The organism is Streptomyces sp. NPDC001868 (assembly GCF_040297125.1).
Taxonomy (GTDB): domain Bacteria; phylum Actinomycetota; class Actinomycetes; order Streptomycetales; family Streptomycetaceae; genus Streptomyces.
This window is the reverse complement of sequence record NZ_JBEOYO010000012.1, coordinates 47,764-62,232: the sequence shown is the minus strand read 5'-3', so window position 1 is coordinate 62,232 and position 14,469 is coordinate 47,764. Positions and strand designations below refer to the sequence as shown.

The following is a 14,469-nucleotide window of genomic DNA, read 5'->3' as shown; positions in this document are numbered from 1 at the left end:
TGACCGGGCCGACGGCCCGCAGCCCGCCCCCGGTGGCGCCTCCTTCCACGAGATGTGGCGGGAGCTCAGGCCCATCGGGCGGCACCCCGAGTCCGGTGGGTATCGGCGGTTCGCCTGGACCGGGGCCGATGCCGAGTGCCGGGCCTGGTTCGAGGAGCAGGCGCGGAATCGGGGGCTGGGATACGAGGTCGACCGGAACGGGAATCAGTGGGCCTGGCTCGGGGATCCGGCCGCTGGGGACGCCGTCGTCACCGGGTCGCATCTCGACTCCGTGCCCGATGGCGGGGCCTTCGACGGGCCCCTCGGTGTCGTGTCCTCCTTCGCCGCGCTCGACGAACTGCGGGCCCGGGGTGCGCGGTTCGACAAGCCGCTCGCCATCGTCAACTTCGGTGATGAGGAAGGCGCGCGGTTCGGGCTGGCCTGTGTCGGGTCCCGGCTGGCCTCCGGGCAGCTGACCGTCGAGCAGGCGGGGCGGCTGACCGACGGGGACGGGGTCACCCTGCCGCAGGCGATGGAGGCCGCCGGGTACGACCCGGAGGGCATCGGGCCGGACCCCGAGCGGCTCGCGCGGATCGGGGCGTTCGTCGAGCTGCACGTCGAGCAGGGGCGGGCCCTGGACCTGTCCGGGGACGCCGTCGGCATCGCCAGCGCGATCTGGCCGCACGGCCGGTGGCGGTTCGACTTCCGGGGCGAGGCCAACCACGCCGGGACGACCCGGCTCGTCGACCGCCGGGACCCCATGCTGTCGTACGCGGAGACCGTCCTCGCCGCCCGACGTGAGGCACGGCTCGCCGGGGCCGTGGCCACCTTCGGCAAGATCTCCGTCGAACCGAACGGCGTCAACGCCATCCCCTCCCTCGTCCGCGGCTGGCTCGACTCCCGCGCCGAGGACCAGGCGACTCTGGACACGGTCGTCGGCGCGATCGAGGAGGCGGCCCGCGACTACGCCCGCGAGCACGGGATCGAGCTGGACGTCGTCCGGGAGTCCTTCACCCCCGTCGTCGAGTTCGAGCACGCGCTGCGGGACGAGATCGCCCGCATCCTGGGCCGGGACACGGCCGACCTGAAGGTCCCCGTGCTCGGGACCGGCGCCGGACACGACGCCGGGATCCTCTCCGGGACCGTCCCGACCGCCATGCTGTTCGTGCGCAACCCGACAGGCGTCTCGCACTCCCCGGCCGAGCACGCCGCCGAGGACGACTGCCTGGCCGGGGTGACCGCGCTCGCCGACGTACTGGAAGGGCTGGCCCGCAGGTGACGGAGACGACCTACTGGCTCGAACACGCCTGGCTCGGCACGAACGTCGAGCCCGGTGTGACCCTCACGGTGACCACAGGCGGTTCCGGCGGCCCCGACGGCCGCATCACCGCCGTACGCACCGAGACACCCACCCCGCCCCCGGGCGCGGTCGCCCTGCGCGGCCTCACCCTGCCCGGCCTCGCCAACGCCCACAGCCACGCCTTCCACCGGGCCCTGCGCGGTACCGTCCAGGTCGGCTCGGGCACCTTCTGGACCTGGCGCGAGGTCATGTACCGGGTGGCGGACCGGCTGACCCCGGACACGTACCACGCCCTCGCGCGGGCCGTGTACGCGGAGATGGTGCTGGCCGGGATCACGGCGGTGGGCGAGTTCCACTATGTGCACCACGCCCCCGGCGGCACCCCCTACGCCGACCCGAACGCCATGGGGGAGGCGCTCATCGAGGCCGCCGCCGAGGCGGGCATCCGGATCACCCTCCTCGACACGGCCTACCTCTCCGCCGGCTTCGGCAAGGGCCCCGACCGCCACCAGCTCCGCTTCTCCGACGGCACGGCTGAGGCCTGGGCCGAACGCTGTTCAGTTCTCAAGGACCGGGATCACGTACGGATCGGGGCGGCCGTGCACTCCGTACGGGCCGTGCCGGCCGGGCAGTTGGCGACCGTGGCGCGGTGGGCCGAGGAGCGGCGGGCCCCGCTGCATGTGCACCTGTCGGAGCAGACGGCGGAGAACGACGCCTGCCACGAGGCGCACGGACGCACCCCCACCCAACTCCTCGCCGACCACGGTGTGCTGGGCCCCCGCACGACCGGCGTCCACAACACCCACCTCACCGACGAGGACATCGCCCTCATCGGCGACAGCGGCACCGGTACCTGCATGTGCCCCACGACCGAACGGGACCTCGCCGACGGCATCGGACCCGCCGCCGCCCTGCAACGGGCCGGTTCCCCGCTCTCCCTCGGCTCGGACAGCCACGCCGTCATCGACCTGCTCGAAGAGGCGCGCGCGATGGAACTGAACGAGCGGCTGCGCACCCGTACGCGCGGTCACTGGACGGCGGCGGCCCTCCTGCGGGCGGCCTCGGCCGACGGCCACGCGGCGATCGGCTGGGACGACGCCGGCGCCCTGGAGACGGGCGCGCTCGCCGACTTCACGACGATCGCCCTCGACTCGGTCAGGACAGCGGGGCCGCTTCCACGGCTCGGCGCGGAGACGGCGGTATTCGCCGCGTCGGCAGCGGACGTGTCGCACACGGTGGTGGGAGGTCGGCACGTCGTACGGGACGGGGCGCACACGCTCGTACCGGATGTGCCGGGAGCCCTCGCGGACGCCGTCGCAGCGCTGCGCGGATGATTCCGGCCGGGCCGCCCGCGCGCCCGGCCCTCTCCTCGGACTCCCCGGCCCCCGCATTCGACCCGACCGCCGACCAAGCAACCAAGGAAGCCATGAGCAGCCCGACGAAGGTCAGCCCCGCCGACTCGGCGAGCACCGCAAGCACGCTCATCACCAACATCGCTGCCCTGGTCACCAACGACCCCTCCCTCGGCGACAGATCCCCCCTCGGACTGATCCAGGACGCGGCCGTCGTCATCGACGGTGAACGCATCGCGTGGACCGGTGATCAAAGCAAAGCACCCGCCACTGACAATCGGGTCGACGCCGGTGGGCGGGCGGTGATCCCGGGGTTCGTGGACTCCCACTCCCACCTCGTCTTCGCGGGCGACCGCACCGCCGAGTTCAACGCCCGCATGTCCGGCCGGGCCTACAGCGCGGGCGGCATCCGTACGACCGTCGCCGCCACCCGCGCCGCCACCGACGAGGAGCTGGAGGCCAACCTCACCCGTTACCTCCGCGAGGCCCTCCGCCAGGGCACGACCACCTTCGAGACGAAGTCGGGCTACGGCCTGACCGTCGAGGACGAGGCCCGGGCGCTGCGCATCGCCGCGCGGCACACGGACGAGGTGACGTACCTCGGCGCCCACATCGTGTCCCCGGACCACGCCGAGGACCCCGCCGCGTACGTGGCACTGGTCACCGGCGAGATGCTCGACGCCTGCGCCCCGTACGCCCGTTGGATCGACGTCTTCTGCGAGAAGGGCGCCTTCGACGGCGACCAGGCCCGCGCGATCCTCACGGCGGGCAAGGCCAGGGGCCTGCACCCGCGCATCCACGCCAACCAGCTGTCGTACGGCCCCGGCGTCCAGCTCGCCGTGGAACTGGACGCGGCCAGCGCGGACCACTGCACCCACCTCACCGACGCCGACGTGGACGCCCTGGCGAGCGGCCGTACGGTCGCCACGCTGCTGCCCGGTGCCGAGTTCTCCACCCGCGCCGAGTGGCCGGACGCCCGCCGCCTCCTCGACGCGGGCGTCACCGTGGCCCTCTCGACGGACTGCAACCCGGGGTCGTCCTTCACCTCGTCCGTCCCGTTTTGCGTCGCGCTCGCCGTACGGGACATGGGGATGACGCCGGACGAGGCGGTCTGGTCGGCCACGGCCGGGGGCGCGCGGGCGCTCCGCCGCGACGACGTGGGCAGGCTCACGCCGGGCGCGTACGCGGACCTCGCGCTGCTGGACGCGCCCAGCCATGTCCACCTCGCCTACCGGCCGGGAGTTCCCCTGGTCACGGGTGTGTGGCGCAGGGGCGTACGCGTGGTCTGACCGGGGCTGGGGTCGGCCCCCAGGACCGACCCCAAGGGCCCGCAGGACTGACCCGCAGGGCCCGCAGGACCGAGCCTCAGGACCCGCAGGACCGACCCTCAGGCGTGGACCGGACCGGCCCCCGCCCGCCACCGCTGTCCGTCGCGCCCCGACACCTTGGTGAAGTCGACGGAGCCGAGCGCGTCCGGGGTCACGGCGTGCCCCGGCGCGATCGCCGGGCGGATCACGCCCCGGGAGTCGACCTCGAACCTGAGGTTCTCGGCGTTGTCCCCGTCCAGCGCGTCGCACTCCCAGATGCCCACGCCGTCGTCGGTCGCCCCACGGCTGTCGAGGCACAGGTCGGGGTCGGCGAACGACTGGAGGGCGTTCCGGTGGGAGTCGACGCGCCAGCGCTGGGTGGCCCGTCCGGAGCAGGTGGCCGTGACGACGTCGGTGCCCTTCTTCAACTCGCCCCGGATGTCCAGGCACAGCCCCGAGCCGACGTTCACCACCTGGCTGTAGGCACCGTTCAGTGGCGGCCCGTACGGCAGCGAGGGCGTCGGGAGGCCGGACTTCGACGGACTCGGACTCGGACTCGGCCTCTTCGTCGGCTTCTCCTTCTCCGGGGGCTTCGAGGGGCTCGCGGTCTCCGACGGGGTCGGCGACGGCGTCGGGCTCGGCGGGACCGTCGGGGTCACGGGGTCCGACGGCGGCGTCGCGGGCGTACCGACGGAGTCCGCCGCGCCGTCGGACGACGAGCCGACGGAGCCCGAGAACACCAGGAACGCCAGCAGCGGCGCCAACGCCACCCCGAGGGCCACCGAGGTCAGCGCGATCCGCCGGGACGACGACCACCCGCCCCCCGACGCCCCCGCATCGGCCCCATTCCCGGCCGTGGCCCGGTTCACCGCCGCCGTGGCCCCGTTGTCGGCCCCCGCCGCCCAGGCATCGGCCCCGTCGCCGCCCCTGACCGCCGCTCCGGCCCCAGCCGCTGTACCGGCCCCGTCCCAGCTTCCAACCGCGCTCGCCGGGCCGGTCCCGTCCCAACTCCCGGTCGCGGCAGCCGGGTCGGCCCCCGCACCGGGTGCCGCGCCGGCGCGAGCATCGGAACCGGGACCTTCCCACGCCTCCGCCCCGGCTCGGGCACCGGCGTCGGGACCTGTCCAGGCCTCCGCCCCGCCCAGGGCATCACCCCTGCTCTCGGCCCCTGCCCCGTCCGCTGCACGCCCCCTGCCACCGGAGTCCGAGCCGGAGCCCGAACCGCTGCCGGAGCCCATGCCAGGCCCCATGCCTGGGCCGGAGCCCGCGCCTGGGCCGGACTCCGCCCATGCCTCTGCCGCGGCGGCAGTCGCAGCCGCCGCCCCCGCCCAACCACCCGCTCTGGAACCCGCCCCGGCCCCCGTCCGTGGCCCGGTCCCTGTCTTCGCCCGCGCTCCCGTCCCGGCCCCGCCCACCTCCGGTTCCGCGAAGCCCTCCGGGCCCTCCACTCCGGCGCCCGCCCGGCCGCCGCCCCACGTGTCGGCCCCGTCCCACGCATCGGCTCCGCCATGCCCCCCGACCCCGACCCCGTCGGCCCCGCCCCGCGCATCCGCGCCGTCACGCGCCCTCGCCCCACTGCGCGTGTACGCCGTACCGCCCCACGGCAGCAAGCCCTCCGCGAGCGTCGCGCGCGGGCTGTCGCGCAGGGCGCAGAGCTCCTCGTACGCGCCGGCGCAGTGGGTGCAGTGCTCCATGTGCGTGCGCAGGTCGGGGCTGTGGCGAGGGGTGTCCGGTCGTACGGACTCCTCGATCAGCCGGCGGAAGTCCTGGCAGCGAGGGTCGTCGGAGGCGGCGAGGCGCACTCTGAGACAGGCCTGACGCAGGGCGTGGAGCGCGGAGTCCCGCTTGTACGTCACGTCGTCGGGGGTGAGGCCGAGCAGCACGGCCGTACGGTTGTCCGGTTCCTGCTCCACGGCGCCGTACCAGATGAGGCCCTGGGGGCGGGGCGGCAGGGACCGGAACGCCGCCAGCAGGGGCGGGACGGGACCGTCGGGCCCCGCCGCGTCCAGCACGGGGCGCAGGGCGGGGGTGAGACCGGTCGCGCCGCCGTCCGCGGCCCAGGCGGCAGCCACCCGGACGGTCAGCAGGAGCAGTTGATGGCGCCAGGGGACGGTCGGTTCGATGCCGCGTGCCGTCTCCCGGGTGGCGAGCGTGAACGCCTGCGTCGACAGCTCCCGTGCCGAGGACTCGCTCGCGGCGCACAGCCGGGCGTAGGCGAGGACCGACGGGTGGTGGCGTTCGCGCAACTCGCGCAGAGCCGTGTACGCGGTCGGCGAGTCCGCGCGTAACAGCGCGGTCAGCCGCGCGTCGGACGCGTGCGCGTACCGGTGCTCGGCCCCGTCGTCGGGGCGTGCGCCCGGCGCGCCGGTGTCCTGTTGGTTCTCATGGCCGACGTCGCCGCCGGGGCGCTCGTCCCGAGCCCGAGTCATCCTCGTGCCTCCTCGCACCCCCGTGTCCGCCCGTCGGCTTCTGGCATACCGAACAGTCTGGCGCGTGACCATAGTGACGGAAGGCGAACCAGAGGGAAGGGGTTTCTTGCGGTAAGGGGGCGAGATGGATGGCAGGCCGACAACAGTTCGGCCGGGTACGCCAGGAGTGTCGTAACTCCTGGCGTACCCGGCCGACTTCTGTCACCGTCCCTGGCGCTGTCGACAGCGCCAGTCCATGGCGGTGGACGGCGCTGTGCACGGCGCCGCGCACGGCACCGTTCGGCGCGCGCCCGCGCTCACTCCTCCAGCGTCAGGCCCTTGCGCAGCCGTACCAGCGTGCGGGACAGCAGCCGGGAGACGTGCATCTGGGAGATGCCCAGCTCGTCCCCGATCTCGGACTGCGTCATGTTGGCCACGAACCGCAGGGAAAGGATCTGCCGGTCGCGCGGGGGCAGTCCGGCGATCAGCGGCTTCAGGGACTCGACGTACTCGATGCCTTCGAGCCCGTGGTCCTCGTAACCGATCCGGTCCGCCAGCGCGCCCTCGGAGTCGTCCTCCTCGGGCTGGGCGTCCAGCGACGAGGCGGTGTACGCGTTCGACGCCGCCATGCCCTCGACGACCTCGTCGTTCGTCAGCCCGAGGCGCTCCGCCAGCTCTCCCACCGTAGGAGCGCGATCGAGTTTCTGAGCGAGTTCGTCACCGGCCTTGGCCAGGTCGAGCCGGAGTTCCTGAAGTCTGCGCGGCACGCGCACGGACCAACTCGTGTCGCGGAAGAAACGCTTGATCTCGCCGACGATGGTTGGCATCGCGAACGTGGGGAACTCGACGCCACGGCTCAGTTCGAAGCGGTCGATCGCCTTGATCAGGCCGATCGTGCCGACCTGGATGATGTCCTCCATGGGCTCGCTGCGGGAGCGGAACCGGGAGGCGGCGAACTTGACCAGGGCCAGGTTGAGTTCGACCAGGGTGTTGCGGACGTACGAGTACTCGTACGTGCCTTCCTCGAGGGACTCCAGCCGCTCGAAGAGGGTCTTGGACAACGCCCGCGCGTCCACCGGTCCCACCTCGTCGTACGGGGGGATCTCCGGCAGGTCGGCGAGCGCGTCGCCCGAATCGTGGGCGAGGCCGTCCTGTGTCTCTTCCGGGGCGGATGCCGACGTCGCCCTCTGGGTATGCGATTCGTCGAGCCGGGGTGACATGATGTCCTCCATCGTTCTCGGCATATGGCCGCCGATGCCAATACGTGCACTGCGGTGTGCGGCGCCTCCAAAGCCGGCCGTGTCGATTGGTGTCACTACTAGCCCTACCCGGTTTCACGACGTCGTCGCAAGTGCGTACTGTGCCGAAATGTCCCTTTTCGAGGGATTGTTCGGGTGTCGGAGAGTGTGGAGAAGGCGTAGTGTTCGAGGGCGAGTCAGCAGTCACGACGGTCGGGAGAGAGACGGCATGGACCGTGGGACGGTCGGCAGCGCACAGTCGGGCCGGCTACGGGTCGAGGTGCGGGAAGAGGGCCTCAGCGCCGTCGTGACCCCGGCGGGTGAGCTCGATCACCACACCGCCGATCTGTTGCGTGAGCCACTCGAAAGCTGCCTGGAAAAAGGATTCACGCGTCTGGTGGTGGACTGTTCGCGCCTGGAGTTCTGCGACTCCACCGGGCTGAACGTCCTGCTGGGCGTCCGGCTGGGGGCGGAGTCGGCGGGCGGCGGCGTCCATCTGGCGGGAATGCTCCCGGCGGTGGCGCGGGTCTTCGAGATCACCGGGGCGGACGCGGTCTTCACCGTCCACGACACCCTTGAAACGGCCCTGGGCGACTAGGGCCGTGCCCGGCCCGGCCGTGGCCCCCGCCGAGGGGTGCCGTCCGACCGGCCGGCCGGACCGGTCGGAGCCGTCGGAGCGGTGGTCCCGTGCGCGAGGACGACCCCCGGGTGCCCCCTCCCGGCCGGCGCGTTATTCGCGTCACAGCTTCTGTGCCGAAAACGTGGGTGTTCTGACGGTTCGCTCGGGCAGGAGACATCCTGAACGGGTCGGCGAACAGGTCGACGGTGGCCCGGAAGGGGCCCGGCGACAGCTCGGCGGAGGCGAAGCGGGGTGGTGGCCCGGTGGCGGCTCGCGGAGGCGGGGCCGTGACCCGGCAGCGGCTCGGCAGCGGCCTGGCAGTGGCCCGGTGGCGGTCGGGCGGTACGACGGATTGCGACGGAAGTACGGATGGCGCAACGGATGACAGCAGAAAACGGCATGCACCGCGGGCCTTCGTCCCGCACCCCTGACAAGTCCTGAATCGTGAACTGGTGAATCGGTGAGGTGAAGCGCTGATGAGCACCACCCGGCCTTTCTCGCCGGGCGACCGCGGCCCGGAACCGGGTGCCGGCGGCGCTTCCGGGGTGCCAGGCGGAGACCCGCCCGGGGCCCCCGCCACGAGTCGTCAGTCCCGTCGGCTCGGCTTCGACGGCGAGAGCGGGGTGGTGCCGCTCGCCCGTGACTTCACCCGCCAGGCGCTGTACGCGTGGGGGTGGCTGCCCGCCGCGACCGCGGACCATCGGGCGGCGGCGGAGGATGTGCTGCTGGTGGTGTCCGAGCTGGTCACCAACGCCTGTCTCCACGCGGGAGGCCCGGCCGAGCTGCGGATCGCGTGCGACAACAAGGTGCTGCGGATCGAGGTGTCCGACCGGGGCACGGGGAATCCGGCGCCACGGACGCCGCATCGGGCCGGGCGGCCCGGCGGGCACGGGATGTTCATCGTGCAGCGGCTGTGTCTGGACTGGGGGGTCGTACGGGCTCCCGGCGCCGCCGGGAAGACGGTGTGGGCGGAGCTGGGGGCGCCTGCCTGAGCGTTGTGGGCGGAGCCGGGGGGCATCTGCCGAGCGTTGTGGGTGGAGCCGAGGGGTGTCTGCCTGAGCGTTGTGGGGGCGTTGCGCGTTCGCGGCCGCGGGTTCTCGTGGCCGAACGCGGCGGAGCGGTGGAGCGGTTGAGCGGTTGAGCGGCGGATGTCGCCATGGTCCCGCGTCCCTCGGGTTTCCCCGGCGTACCCACCGCCGCGAGGCGAGCCCGGTCCATCGACACACATCCGACACCTGCGTGTGTCTTCCTTCTCCACGGGCCCCGGCGTACCTTGAGCCGCCGATCTGATGTTCCGTCAGAATGTGGGGTGCCGAGGTGTCGTACCGGACGTACCAGAAACGAACCGCCGCGCTCGCGTCCCTCGCGGCCCTGGCCGGCTCGGCGGTGCTGCTGGCCGCCCCGGTGGCCCATGCCGAGGTCGTGGACGTCGAGTACAACTGCAAGACGCCGATCGGGGACAAGTCCGCGGTGTCGCCGATCGACATCAAGGGCGTCGAGACCGGCGACGTCTACAGGATCACGATGTCGTGGCAGAAGGGCGTCTCGTCGAGCCCGGTCGAACTGGGCAAGGGCGCGATGACGCCGAGCGCCACGATCGAACTGGGCGGGGTCGACAGCGGCACGCTCAAGGTCACGGGGCCGGCGAACGACGAGGCGATTCCGGCCAACACACCGATCAAGATCAATGACCTGAGCGGTATCTACGCCCCGAAGAAGACCGGCAAGGTCGACTTCACCGCGGGCGTCCTCACCATCGAGGCCCTCGGCACGGTGACGACCTGCACACCGGGCAACGATCCCGGCCCGTCACTGACGCTCGACGTCACCGCGGCGGGCGGGGGCGGTACGGGGGGTGGGTCCGACGGCGGGGGCTCGGGCGGGTCGAGTGGGTCCGGCGGTTCGGGCGGTTCCGGTGGTTCCGGTGGTGAGCTTCCGCAGACCGGGCCCCTGGACTCGGCGGTCGCGCTCGGCACGCTCGGCGGGACGGTGCTGCTCGCGGGGACGGCGGGCGTGCTGTGGGTGACGCGCAGGAACCAGGCGGTACGTCGCTGACGGGAGCCGGAACGTGATCAGTGGGCGACGGACCCCGGCGTCGTACGCGACCTCGACCTCGACCTTGGCCTCGACCTCGACCGTGGCTTCGATCTCGGCGAGGGCGCTCATGGTGGTGGCGCTCGCCCTCGCCATGGTGCTCGGAGCGCCGCTCACGGCCGGGCTCGCGCAGTCGCAGCCGCAGGCATGGATGCAGGCTCAGACGGCGACGCCGACGGCGGCCGCCGACAAGCCGACCGTGCGGCTGTCCAAGTCGCAGGCGGGCACCGGTGGTTCGGTCACCGTGACCGGTGCCGGCTGGCGGCCGAAGGCGATCCTGATGGTGCTCATCTGCGGTCGGTCGACGCCGTCGCGGGGTGTGCCCGGCGGCACCGACTCCTGTGCCAACGCCGAAGGGCGGGCCGTCACCGCCGACGACAAGGGCGCATTCCGCCGGGAGTTGCCGGTGGCCGAGCCTCCGGTGTCGTGCCCGTGTGTCGTGCACGTCTCCACCATCACGGGGCCGAAGGCGGAGGCCGACGCGGCTTTCCAGGTCGCCGGGCACTCGGTCGAGCCGTTGCCGAGGGAGGCGGCCGGCGGACACCTCTCGCTCCTGACGGACAGCCGACTGGAGGGCTCAAGTGGGCTGTTGACATGGTTCGGGGCACCACCCGCCCGCGAACTGGTGCTCACCGTCGGCAACGTCGGCACCTCCCCGGTCAGGAACCCCGTCTTCCAGGTCGGCACCTCCCACGGAGTGTTCGCGCCGCGCTGGGAGGAACAGCAGTGGCGCGGCACCATCCAGCCGGGCCGCGAGGCCCGCATCACCCTGCCCGTGACCCTCGCGGCCGGGGCCCACGGCGACTACACCGTCTCCCTCGAACACGGCGGCAAGGTCCTCACCGAACAGCCCTGGAACGTCGGCCGCCCCTGGGGCGTCACCCTCTTCTGGCTGATGCTCTGCCTCGTCGTACCGGCCGCGCTGTTCCGGATCGGGATGGCGGGGGTGGAGCGGGTGCGGCCGGGGCGCGAGGCTCCCGAACGGAGGCGGCGGAGGCCGAGGATGCCCGGACTTCCCGGATGGGTGTCCGGGCCGGCCGCCTCGACCGCCGCGCACGCGCAGCCCCGCACGCCGTCCCCGTCGCGTACGAGGTCGGCGCTGCCCTGGTTCACACCGGACACCGATCCGGGGGCGACGCGGCCGACGGGGCTCTCCTCGGCTCAGGAGGACCCGTCCACGTAGGAGCCGAGAGGACGGGACAGGGCCGCCGCACCCGGAGGTACGGCGGCCCTGTCCCGTTCGGTCTTGCCGAGGTCAGTTGACGTCGCCGGTGAGGGCCCTGACCTTCTTGCGGTACATGTAGATCGCGAAGCCGGCGAGGACGGCGAGGGTGGCCTCGACGGCGACCATGCCGGAGCCGCTGAGGTCGAAGCCGCCGACGGCGGGGTTGGACAGCAGGCCGGTGACGGAGTCACCCGCGGTGACCGCGAGGAACCACACGCCCATCATCTGGCTGGCGTACTTGGCCGGGGCCATCTTCGTCGTCACCGACAGGCCGACCGGGGAGAGGCACAGCTCACCGACGGTCTGGATGAAGTAGATGCCCACCAGCCACATCGGGCTGGCCAGGGTGCCGTCCGCCGCCATCCCCAGCGGGATCAGGAAGAAGAAGAACGAGACGCCGATGAGCACCAGGGCCATGGCGAACTTCACGGCCGTGCTGGGCTCCCTGCCCTGGCGGTTCAGCCACAGCCAGAGCCAGGCGAACACCGGGGCCAGCGCCATGATGAACAGCGGGTTCAGCGACTGGTACCAGGAGGTCGGGAACTCGAAGCCGAGCAGTGAGCCGGCCACCTTCTCGTCGTTCGAGCCGAAGGCCTGGACCGTGGACGCGCCCTGGTCGTAGATCATCCAGAAGACGGCGGCGGCAACGAAGAACCAGATGTAGCCGGTCATCTTCGACTGCTCGGCGGTGGTCAGTTCCTTGTCCCGCTTGATGCGCAGCAGCACACCGGCGGGGACGACCAGACCGATGACGGTGAGCGGGATCATCGCCCAGTTCAGGGTGAAGTGGCCGCTGAGACCCACGGCGCCGTAGAAGACGGCCGCGACGGCCAGCCAGAGCAGACCCTTGCGCAGCCAGGAGGCACGCTCCTCGGCGGCCAGCGGCTTGGGGACGACATCGCTCGTCGGGCTCAGGGTCCGGCTGCCGGCGAGGAAGACGGCGAGACCGATGGCCATGCCGACCGCGGCGAGACCGAAGCCGAGGTGCCAGTTGACCTCCTGGCCGACGGTGCCGATGGCCAGCGGCGCGAAGAAGGCACCCGCGTTGATGCCCATGTAGAAGATCGTGAAGCCGCCGTCGCGTCGCGGGTCCCCGGGGCCGTCGTAGAGGTGGCCCACCATCGTGGAGATGTTGGCCTTCAGCAGCCCGGAGCCGGCCGCGACCAGTGCCAGGCCCGCGAAGAACGGTGCCTGACCGCCCGGCAGGGCGAGCACCAGGTGCCCGGACATGATCGTGACCGCGGCGATCGTCACCGTCCTGCGGGGGCCCCAGACACGGTCGCCGAGCCAGCCGCCGGGCATCGCGAGCAGGTACACCATCGCCGAGTAGACGGCGACGATCGTGGTGGTGGTGGCCAGGTCCATGGCCAGGCCGCCGCCCATGCTCCCCTTGCCGGCGTCGGGGCCGCCGGAGAGCAGATAGACGGTGAGGAGAGCCTTCATGCCGTAGTAGGAGAATCGTTCCCACATCTCGGTCATGAAGAGAGTGGCCAGTCCGCGGGGGTGGCCGAAGAAGGTGGTCTCGGGGCCGGGGGTTCCCCGGCCGGGCGAGTCCTTCGTCAGGCTGGACGCCATGGTCGTTCCTTGCAGGTCGGGACGGCGTCGTGGGGGCGCGCGCCCGGTGGAGGGGCGGCCGGCACCGGCCGGCCGGGACGTCCACCCCACGCCCACGGGGATTCCGCCCCGGGTCACGGGGCGGCGGACGGCGGCCACCGGGATCCACGCCCCTCTACGCGCGTCAACGCATCGATGCGTCCCGCGGGTTCGGGGCCCGGCCACAGGTCATTACGCACATAAAAGAGACCTTCAGCGTCGATATGCCGCCAAAGGTCCCCACGTGTTGCTACAGGCGTTCCGTCACCATACGTCAGAAGACTGAGGGAAACGGAAGGGCTTGAGAGGCGGATCACAGGTAAGAAGGCAACCGTGCGCGCCTATTCGAAGGTCAATCATGGGTTCGTGATGAGGAGACGCAGGGTGTCGTGCCGGGGTGCGCGGCCCGGTCGCGTCGTCTTCACGGGATCGGCGCGTGATTCGCACCGGACCCGGGCGCCTTCTCCACGCGACGGCCCGGATCTTCACCCGGGCGGGACGAAACGCCCGTCGCAGTGGATCATGCCCCGGTGAAGTAAGAGAACCGTTGGACAAAGGTGTGAATCGTGCTTGCCGATCACCCTCCACCTGCGGTTCTCGGCGGACTACCATCACTCCATGACCCGTGTACTGCTCGCCGAGGACGACGCGTCCATCTCGGAGCCGTTGGCTCGCGCACTGCGCCGGGAAGGGTACGAGGTGGAGGTCCGTGAGGACGGACCCACCGCGCTGGACGCCGGAATGCAGGGTGGCATCGACCTGGTCGTCCTGGATCTGGGGCTGCCCGGCATGGACGGTCTGGAGGTGGCCCGTCGGCTGCGCGCCGAGGGCCACGCCATCCCGATCCTCATCCTGACCGCGCGCGCCGACGAGGTGGACACCGTCGTCGGCCTCGACGCGGGCGCCGACGACTACGTCACCAAGCCCTTCCGGCTGGCCGAGCTGCTCGCCCGCGTCCGGGCCCTGCTCCGGCGCGGCGCCACGGAGCCGGCGCAGCCGCCCGCCACCCACGGGGTACGGATCGACGTCGAGTCGCACCGGGCGTGGATGGGGGACGAGGAGTTGCAGCTCACCGCGAAGGAGTTCGACCTGCTGCGGGTGCTGGTGCGTGACGCGGGGCGGGTCGTCACCCGTGACCAGCTGATGCGTGAGGTGTGGGACACGACGTGGTGGTCGTCGACCAAGACGCTGGACATGCACATCTCCTGGCTGCGGAAGAAGCTGGGGGACGACGCGGCGAATCCTCGGTACATCGCGACGGTGCGGGGGGTCGGGTTCCGGTTCGAGAAGAACTGATCCCTGCCGGGTGTGGGGTGAGCCGGGCGCCCCAGGGGTCGGGGGTGTGGGTTGTGTG

The 14,469-nt window shown here is 72.1% G+C and carries 11 protein-coding genes; 8 read left to right on the top strand and 3 right to left on the bottom strand.

The window, feature by feature from the left end; translation table 11 throughout:
- Positions 1 to 52 precede the first annotated feature (52 nt).
- From ABT147_RS16650 to hutI, 3 genes are read left to right on the top strand one after another with little or no spacing between them, the layout of a single operon-like run.
- Positions 53 to 1,258, top strand: coding sequence for an allantoate amidohydrolase (locus ABT147_RS16650; RefSeq protein WP_351406732.1), 1,206 nt, complete (start codon positions 53 to 55; stop codon positions 1,256 to 1,258).
- The gene (locus ABT147_RS16645) at positions 1,255 to 2,613 is read left to right on the top strand and encodes a formimidoylglutamate deiminase (RefSeq protein ID WP_351406463.1); all 1,359 of its coding nucleotides are present in this window, start codon (positions 1,255 to 1,257) and stop codon (positions 2,611 to 2,613) included. The genes ABT147_RS16650 and ABT147_RS16645 overlap by 4 nt, the downstream gene beginning before the upstream one ends.
- On the top strand, positions 2,610 to 3,920 hold the full coding sequence (gene hutI / locus ABT147_RS16640; protein ID WP_351406461.1) for an imidazolonepropionase: 1,311 nt from the start codon (positions 2,610 to 2,612) through the stop codon (positions 3,918 to 3,920). The genes ABT147_RS16645 and hutI overlap by 4 nt, the downstream gene beginning before the upstream one ends.
- Positions 3,921 to 4,018: 98 nt before the next feature.
- Here the strand turns inward: hutI and ABT147_RS47330 are convergent, their stop codons facing one another.
- Both ABT147_RS47330 and ABT147_RS16625 read right to left on the bottom strand, forming a co-directional pair.
- On the bottom strand, positions 4,019 to 6,367 hold the full coding sequence (locus ABT147_RS47330) for a ricin-type beta-trefoil lectin domain protein (RefSeq protein ID WP_502983097.1): 2,349 nt from the start codon (positions 6,365 to 6,367) through the stop codon (positions 4,019 to 4,021).
- Between the two features lie 296 nt (positions 6,368 to 6,663).
- Positions 6,664 to 7,578, bottom strand: coding sequence for an RNA polymerase sigma factor SigF (locus ABT147_RS16625; protein WP_351406459.1), 915 nt, complete (start codon positions 7,576 to 7,578; stop codon positions 6,664 to 6,666).
- A 235-nt stretch (positions 7,579 to 7,813) separates the two neighbouring features.
- On the opposite strand from ABT147_RS16625, the gene ABT147_RS16620 reads away from it, so the two are divergent.
- From ABT147_RS16620 to ABT147_RS16605, 4 genes are all read left to right on the top strand, one after another.
- Entirely contained in the window at positions 7,814 to 8,182 is a 369-nt protein-coding gene (locus ABT147_RS16620; protein ID WP_351406456.1) for an STAS domain-containing protein, read from the top strand.
- A gap of 497 nt (positions 8,183 to 8,679) precedes the next feature.
- Positions 8,680 to 9,195 carry an ATP-binding protein gene (locus tag ABT147_RS16615; protein WP_351406454.1) on the top strand — a complete coding sequence of 172 codons (516 nt, stop codon included), beginning with the start codon at positions 8,680 to 8,682 and terminating at the stop codon, positions 9,193 to 9,195.
- Positions 9,196 to 9,505: 310 nt separating this feature from the next.
- Positions 9,506 to 10,258, top strand: coding sequence for an LPXTG cell wall anchor domain-containing protein (locus tag ABT147_RS16610; RefSeq protein WP_351406453.1), 753 nt, complete (start codon positions 9,506 to 9,508; stop codon positions 10,256 to 10,258).
- A 190-nt stretch (positions 10,259 to 10,448) separates the two neighbouring features.
- Positions 10,449 to 11,480: a hypothetical protein gene (locus tag ABT147_RS16605; RefSeq protein WP_351406728.1), complete on the top strand. Its 1,032-nt coding sequence runs from the start codon at positions 10,449 to 10,451 to the stop codon at positions 11,478 to 11,480.
- A 72-nt stretch (positions 11,481 to 11,552) separates the two neighbouring features.
- Here the strand turns inward: ABT147_RS16605 and ABT147_RS16600 are convergent, their stop codons facing one another.
- Entirely contained in the window at positions 11,553 to 13,097 is a 1,545-nt protein-coding gene (locus ABT147_RS16600) for a peptide MFS transporter (RefSeq protein WP_351406450.1), read from the bottom strand.
- A gap of 636 nt (positions 13,098 to 13,733) precedes the next feature.
- Here ABT147_RS16600 and ABT147_RS16595 point away from each other — a divergent pair.
- Positions 13,734 to 14,411 carry a response regulator transcription factor gene (locus tag ABT147_RS16595; protein WP_351406448.1) on the top strand — a complete coding sequence of 226 codons (678 nt, stop codon included), beginning with the start codon at positions 13,734 to 13,736 and terminating at the stop codon, positions 14,409 to 14,411.
- Positions 14,412 to 14,469: the final 58 nt, after the last annotated feature.

Excerpts from the sequence above, each read along its gene's own strand:
- hutI (WP_351406461.1), top strand. The coding sequence starts at position 2,610 with ATGATTCCGGCCGGGCCGCCCGCGCGCCCGGCCCTCTCCTCGGACTCC.
- ABT147_RS16625 (WP_351406459.1), bottom strand. The coding sequence starts at position 7,578 with ATGGAGGACATCATGTCACCCCGGCTCGACGAATCGCATACCCAGAGG.
- ABT147_RS16610 (WP_351406453.1), top strand. The coding sequence starts at position 9,506 with ATGTGGGGTGCCGAGGTGTCGTACCGGACGTACCAGAAACGAACCGCC.
- ABT147_RS16620 (WP_351406456.1), top strand. The coding sequence starts at position 7,814 with ATGGACCGTGGGACGGTCGGCAGCGCACAGTCGGGCCGGCTACGGGTC.
- ABT147_RS47330 (WP_502983097.1), bottom strand. The coding sequence starts at position 6,367 with ATGACTCGGGCTCGGGACGAGCGCCCCGGCGGCGACGTCGGCCATGAG.
- ABT147_RS16650 (WP_351406732.1), top strand. The coding sequence starts at position 53 with ATGTGGCGGGAGCTCAGGCCCATCGGGCGGCACCCCGAGTCCGGTGGG.
- ABT147_RS16605 (WP_351406728.1), top strand. The coding sequence starts at position 10,449 with ATGCAGGCTCAGACGGCGACGCCGACGGCGGCCGCCGACAAGCCGACC.
- ABT147_RS16615 (WP_351406454.1), top strand. The coding sequence starts at position 8,680 with ATGAGCACCACCCGGCCTTTCTCGCCGGGCGACCGCGGCCCGGAACCG.
- ABT147_RS16600 (WP_351406450.1), bottom strand. The coding sequence starts at position 13,097 with ATGGCGTCCAGCCTGACGAAGGACTCGCCCGGCCGGGGAACCCCCGGC.
- ABT147_RS16595 (WP_351406448.1), top strand. The coding sequence starts at position 13,734 with ATGACCCGTGTACTGCTCGCCGAGGACGACGCGTCCATCTCGGAGCCG.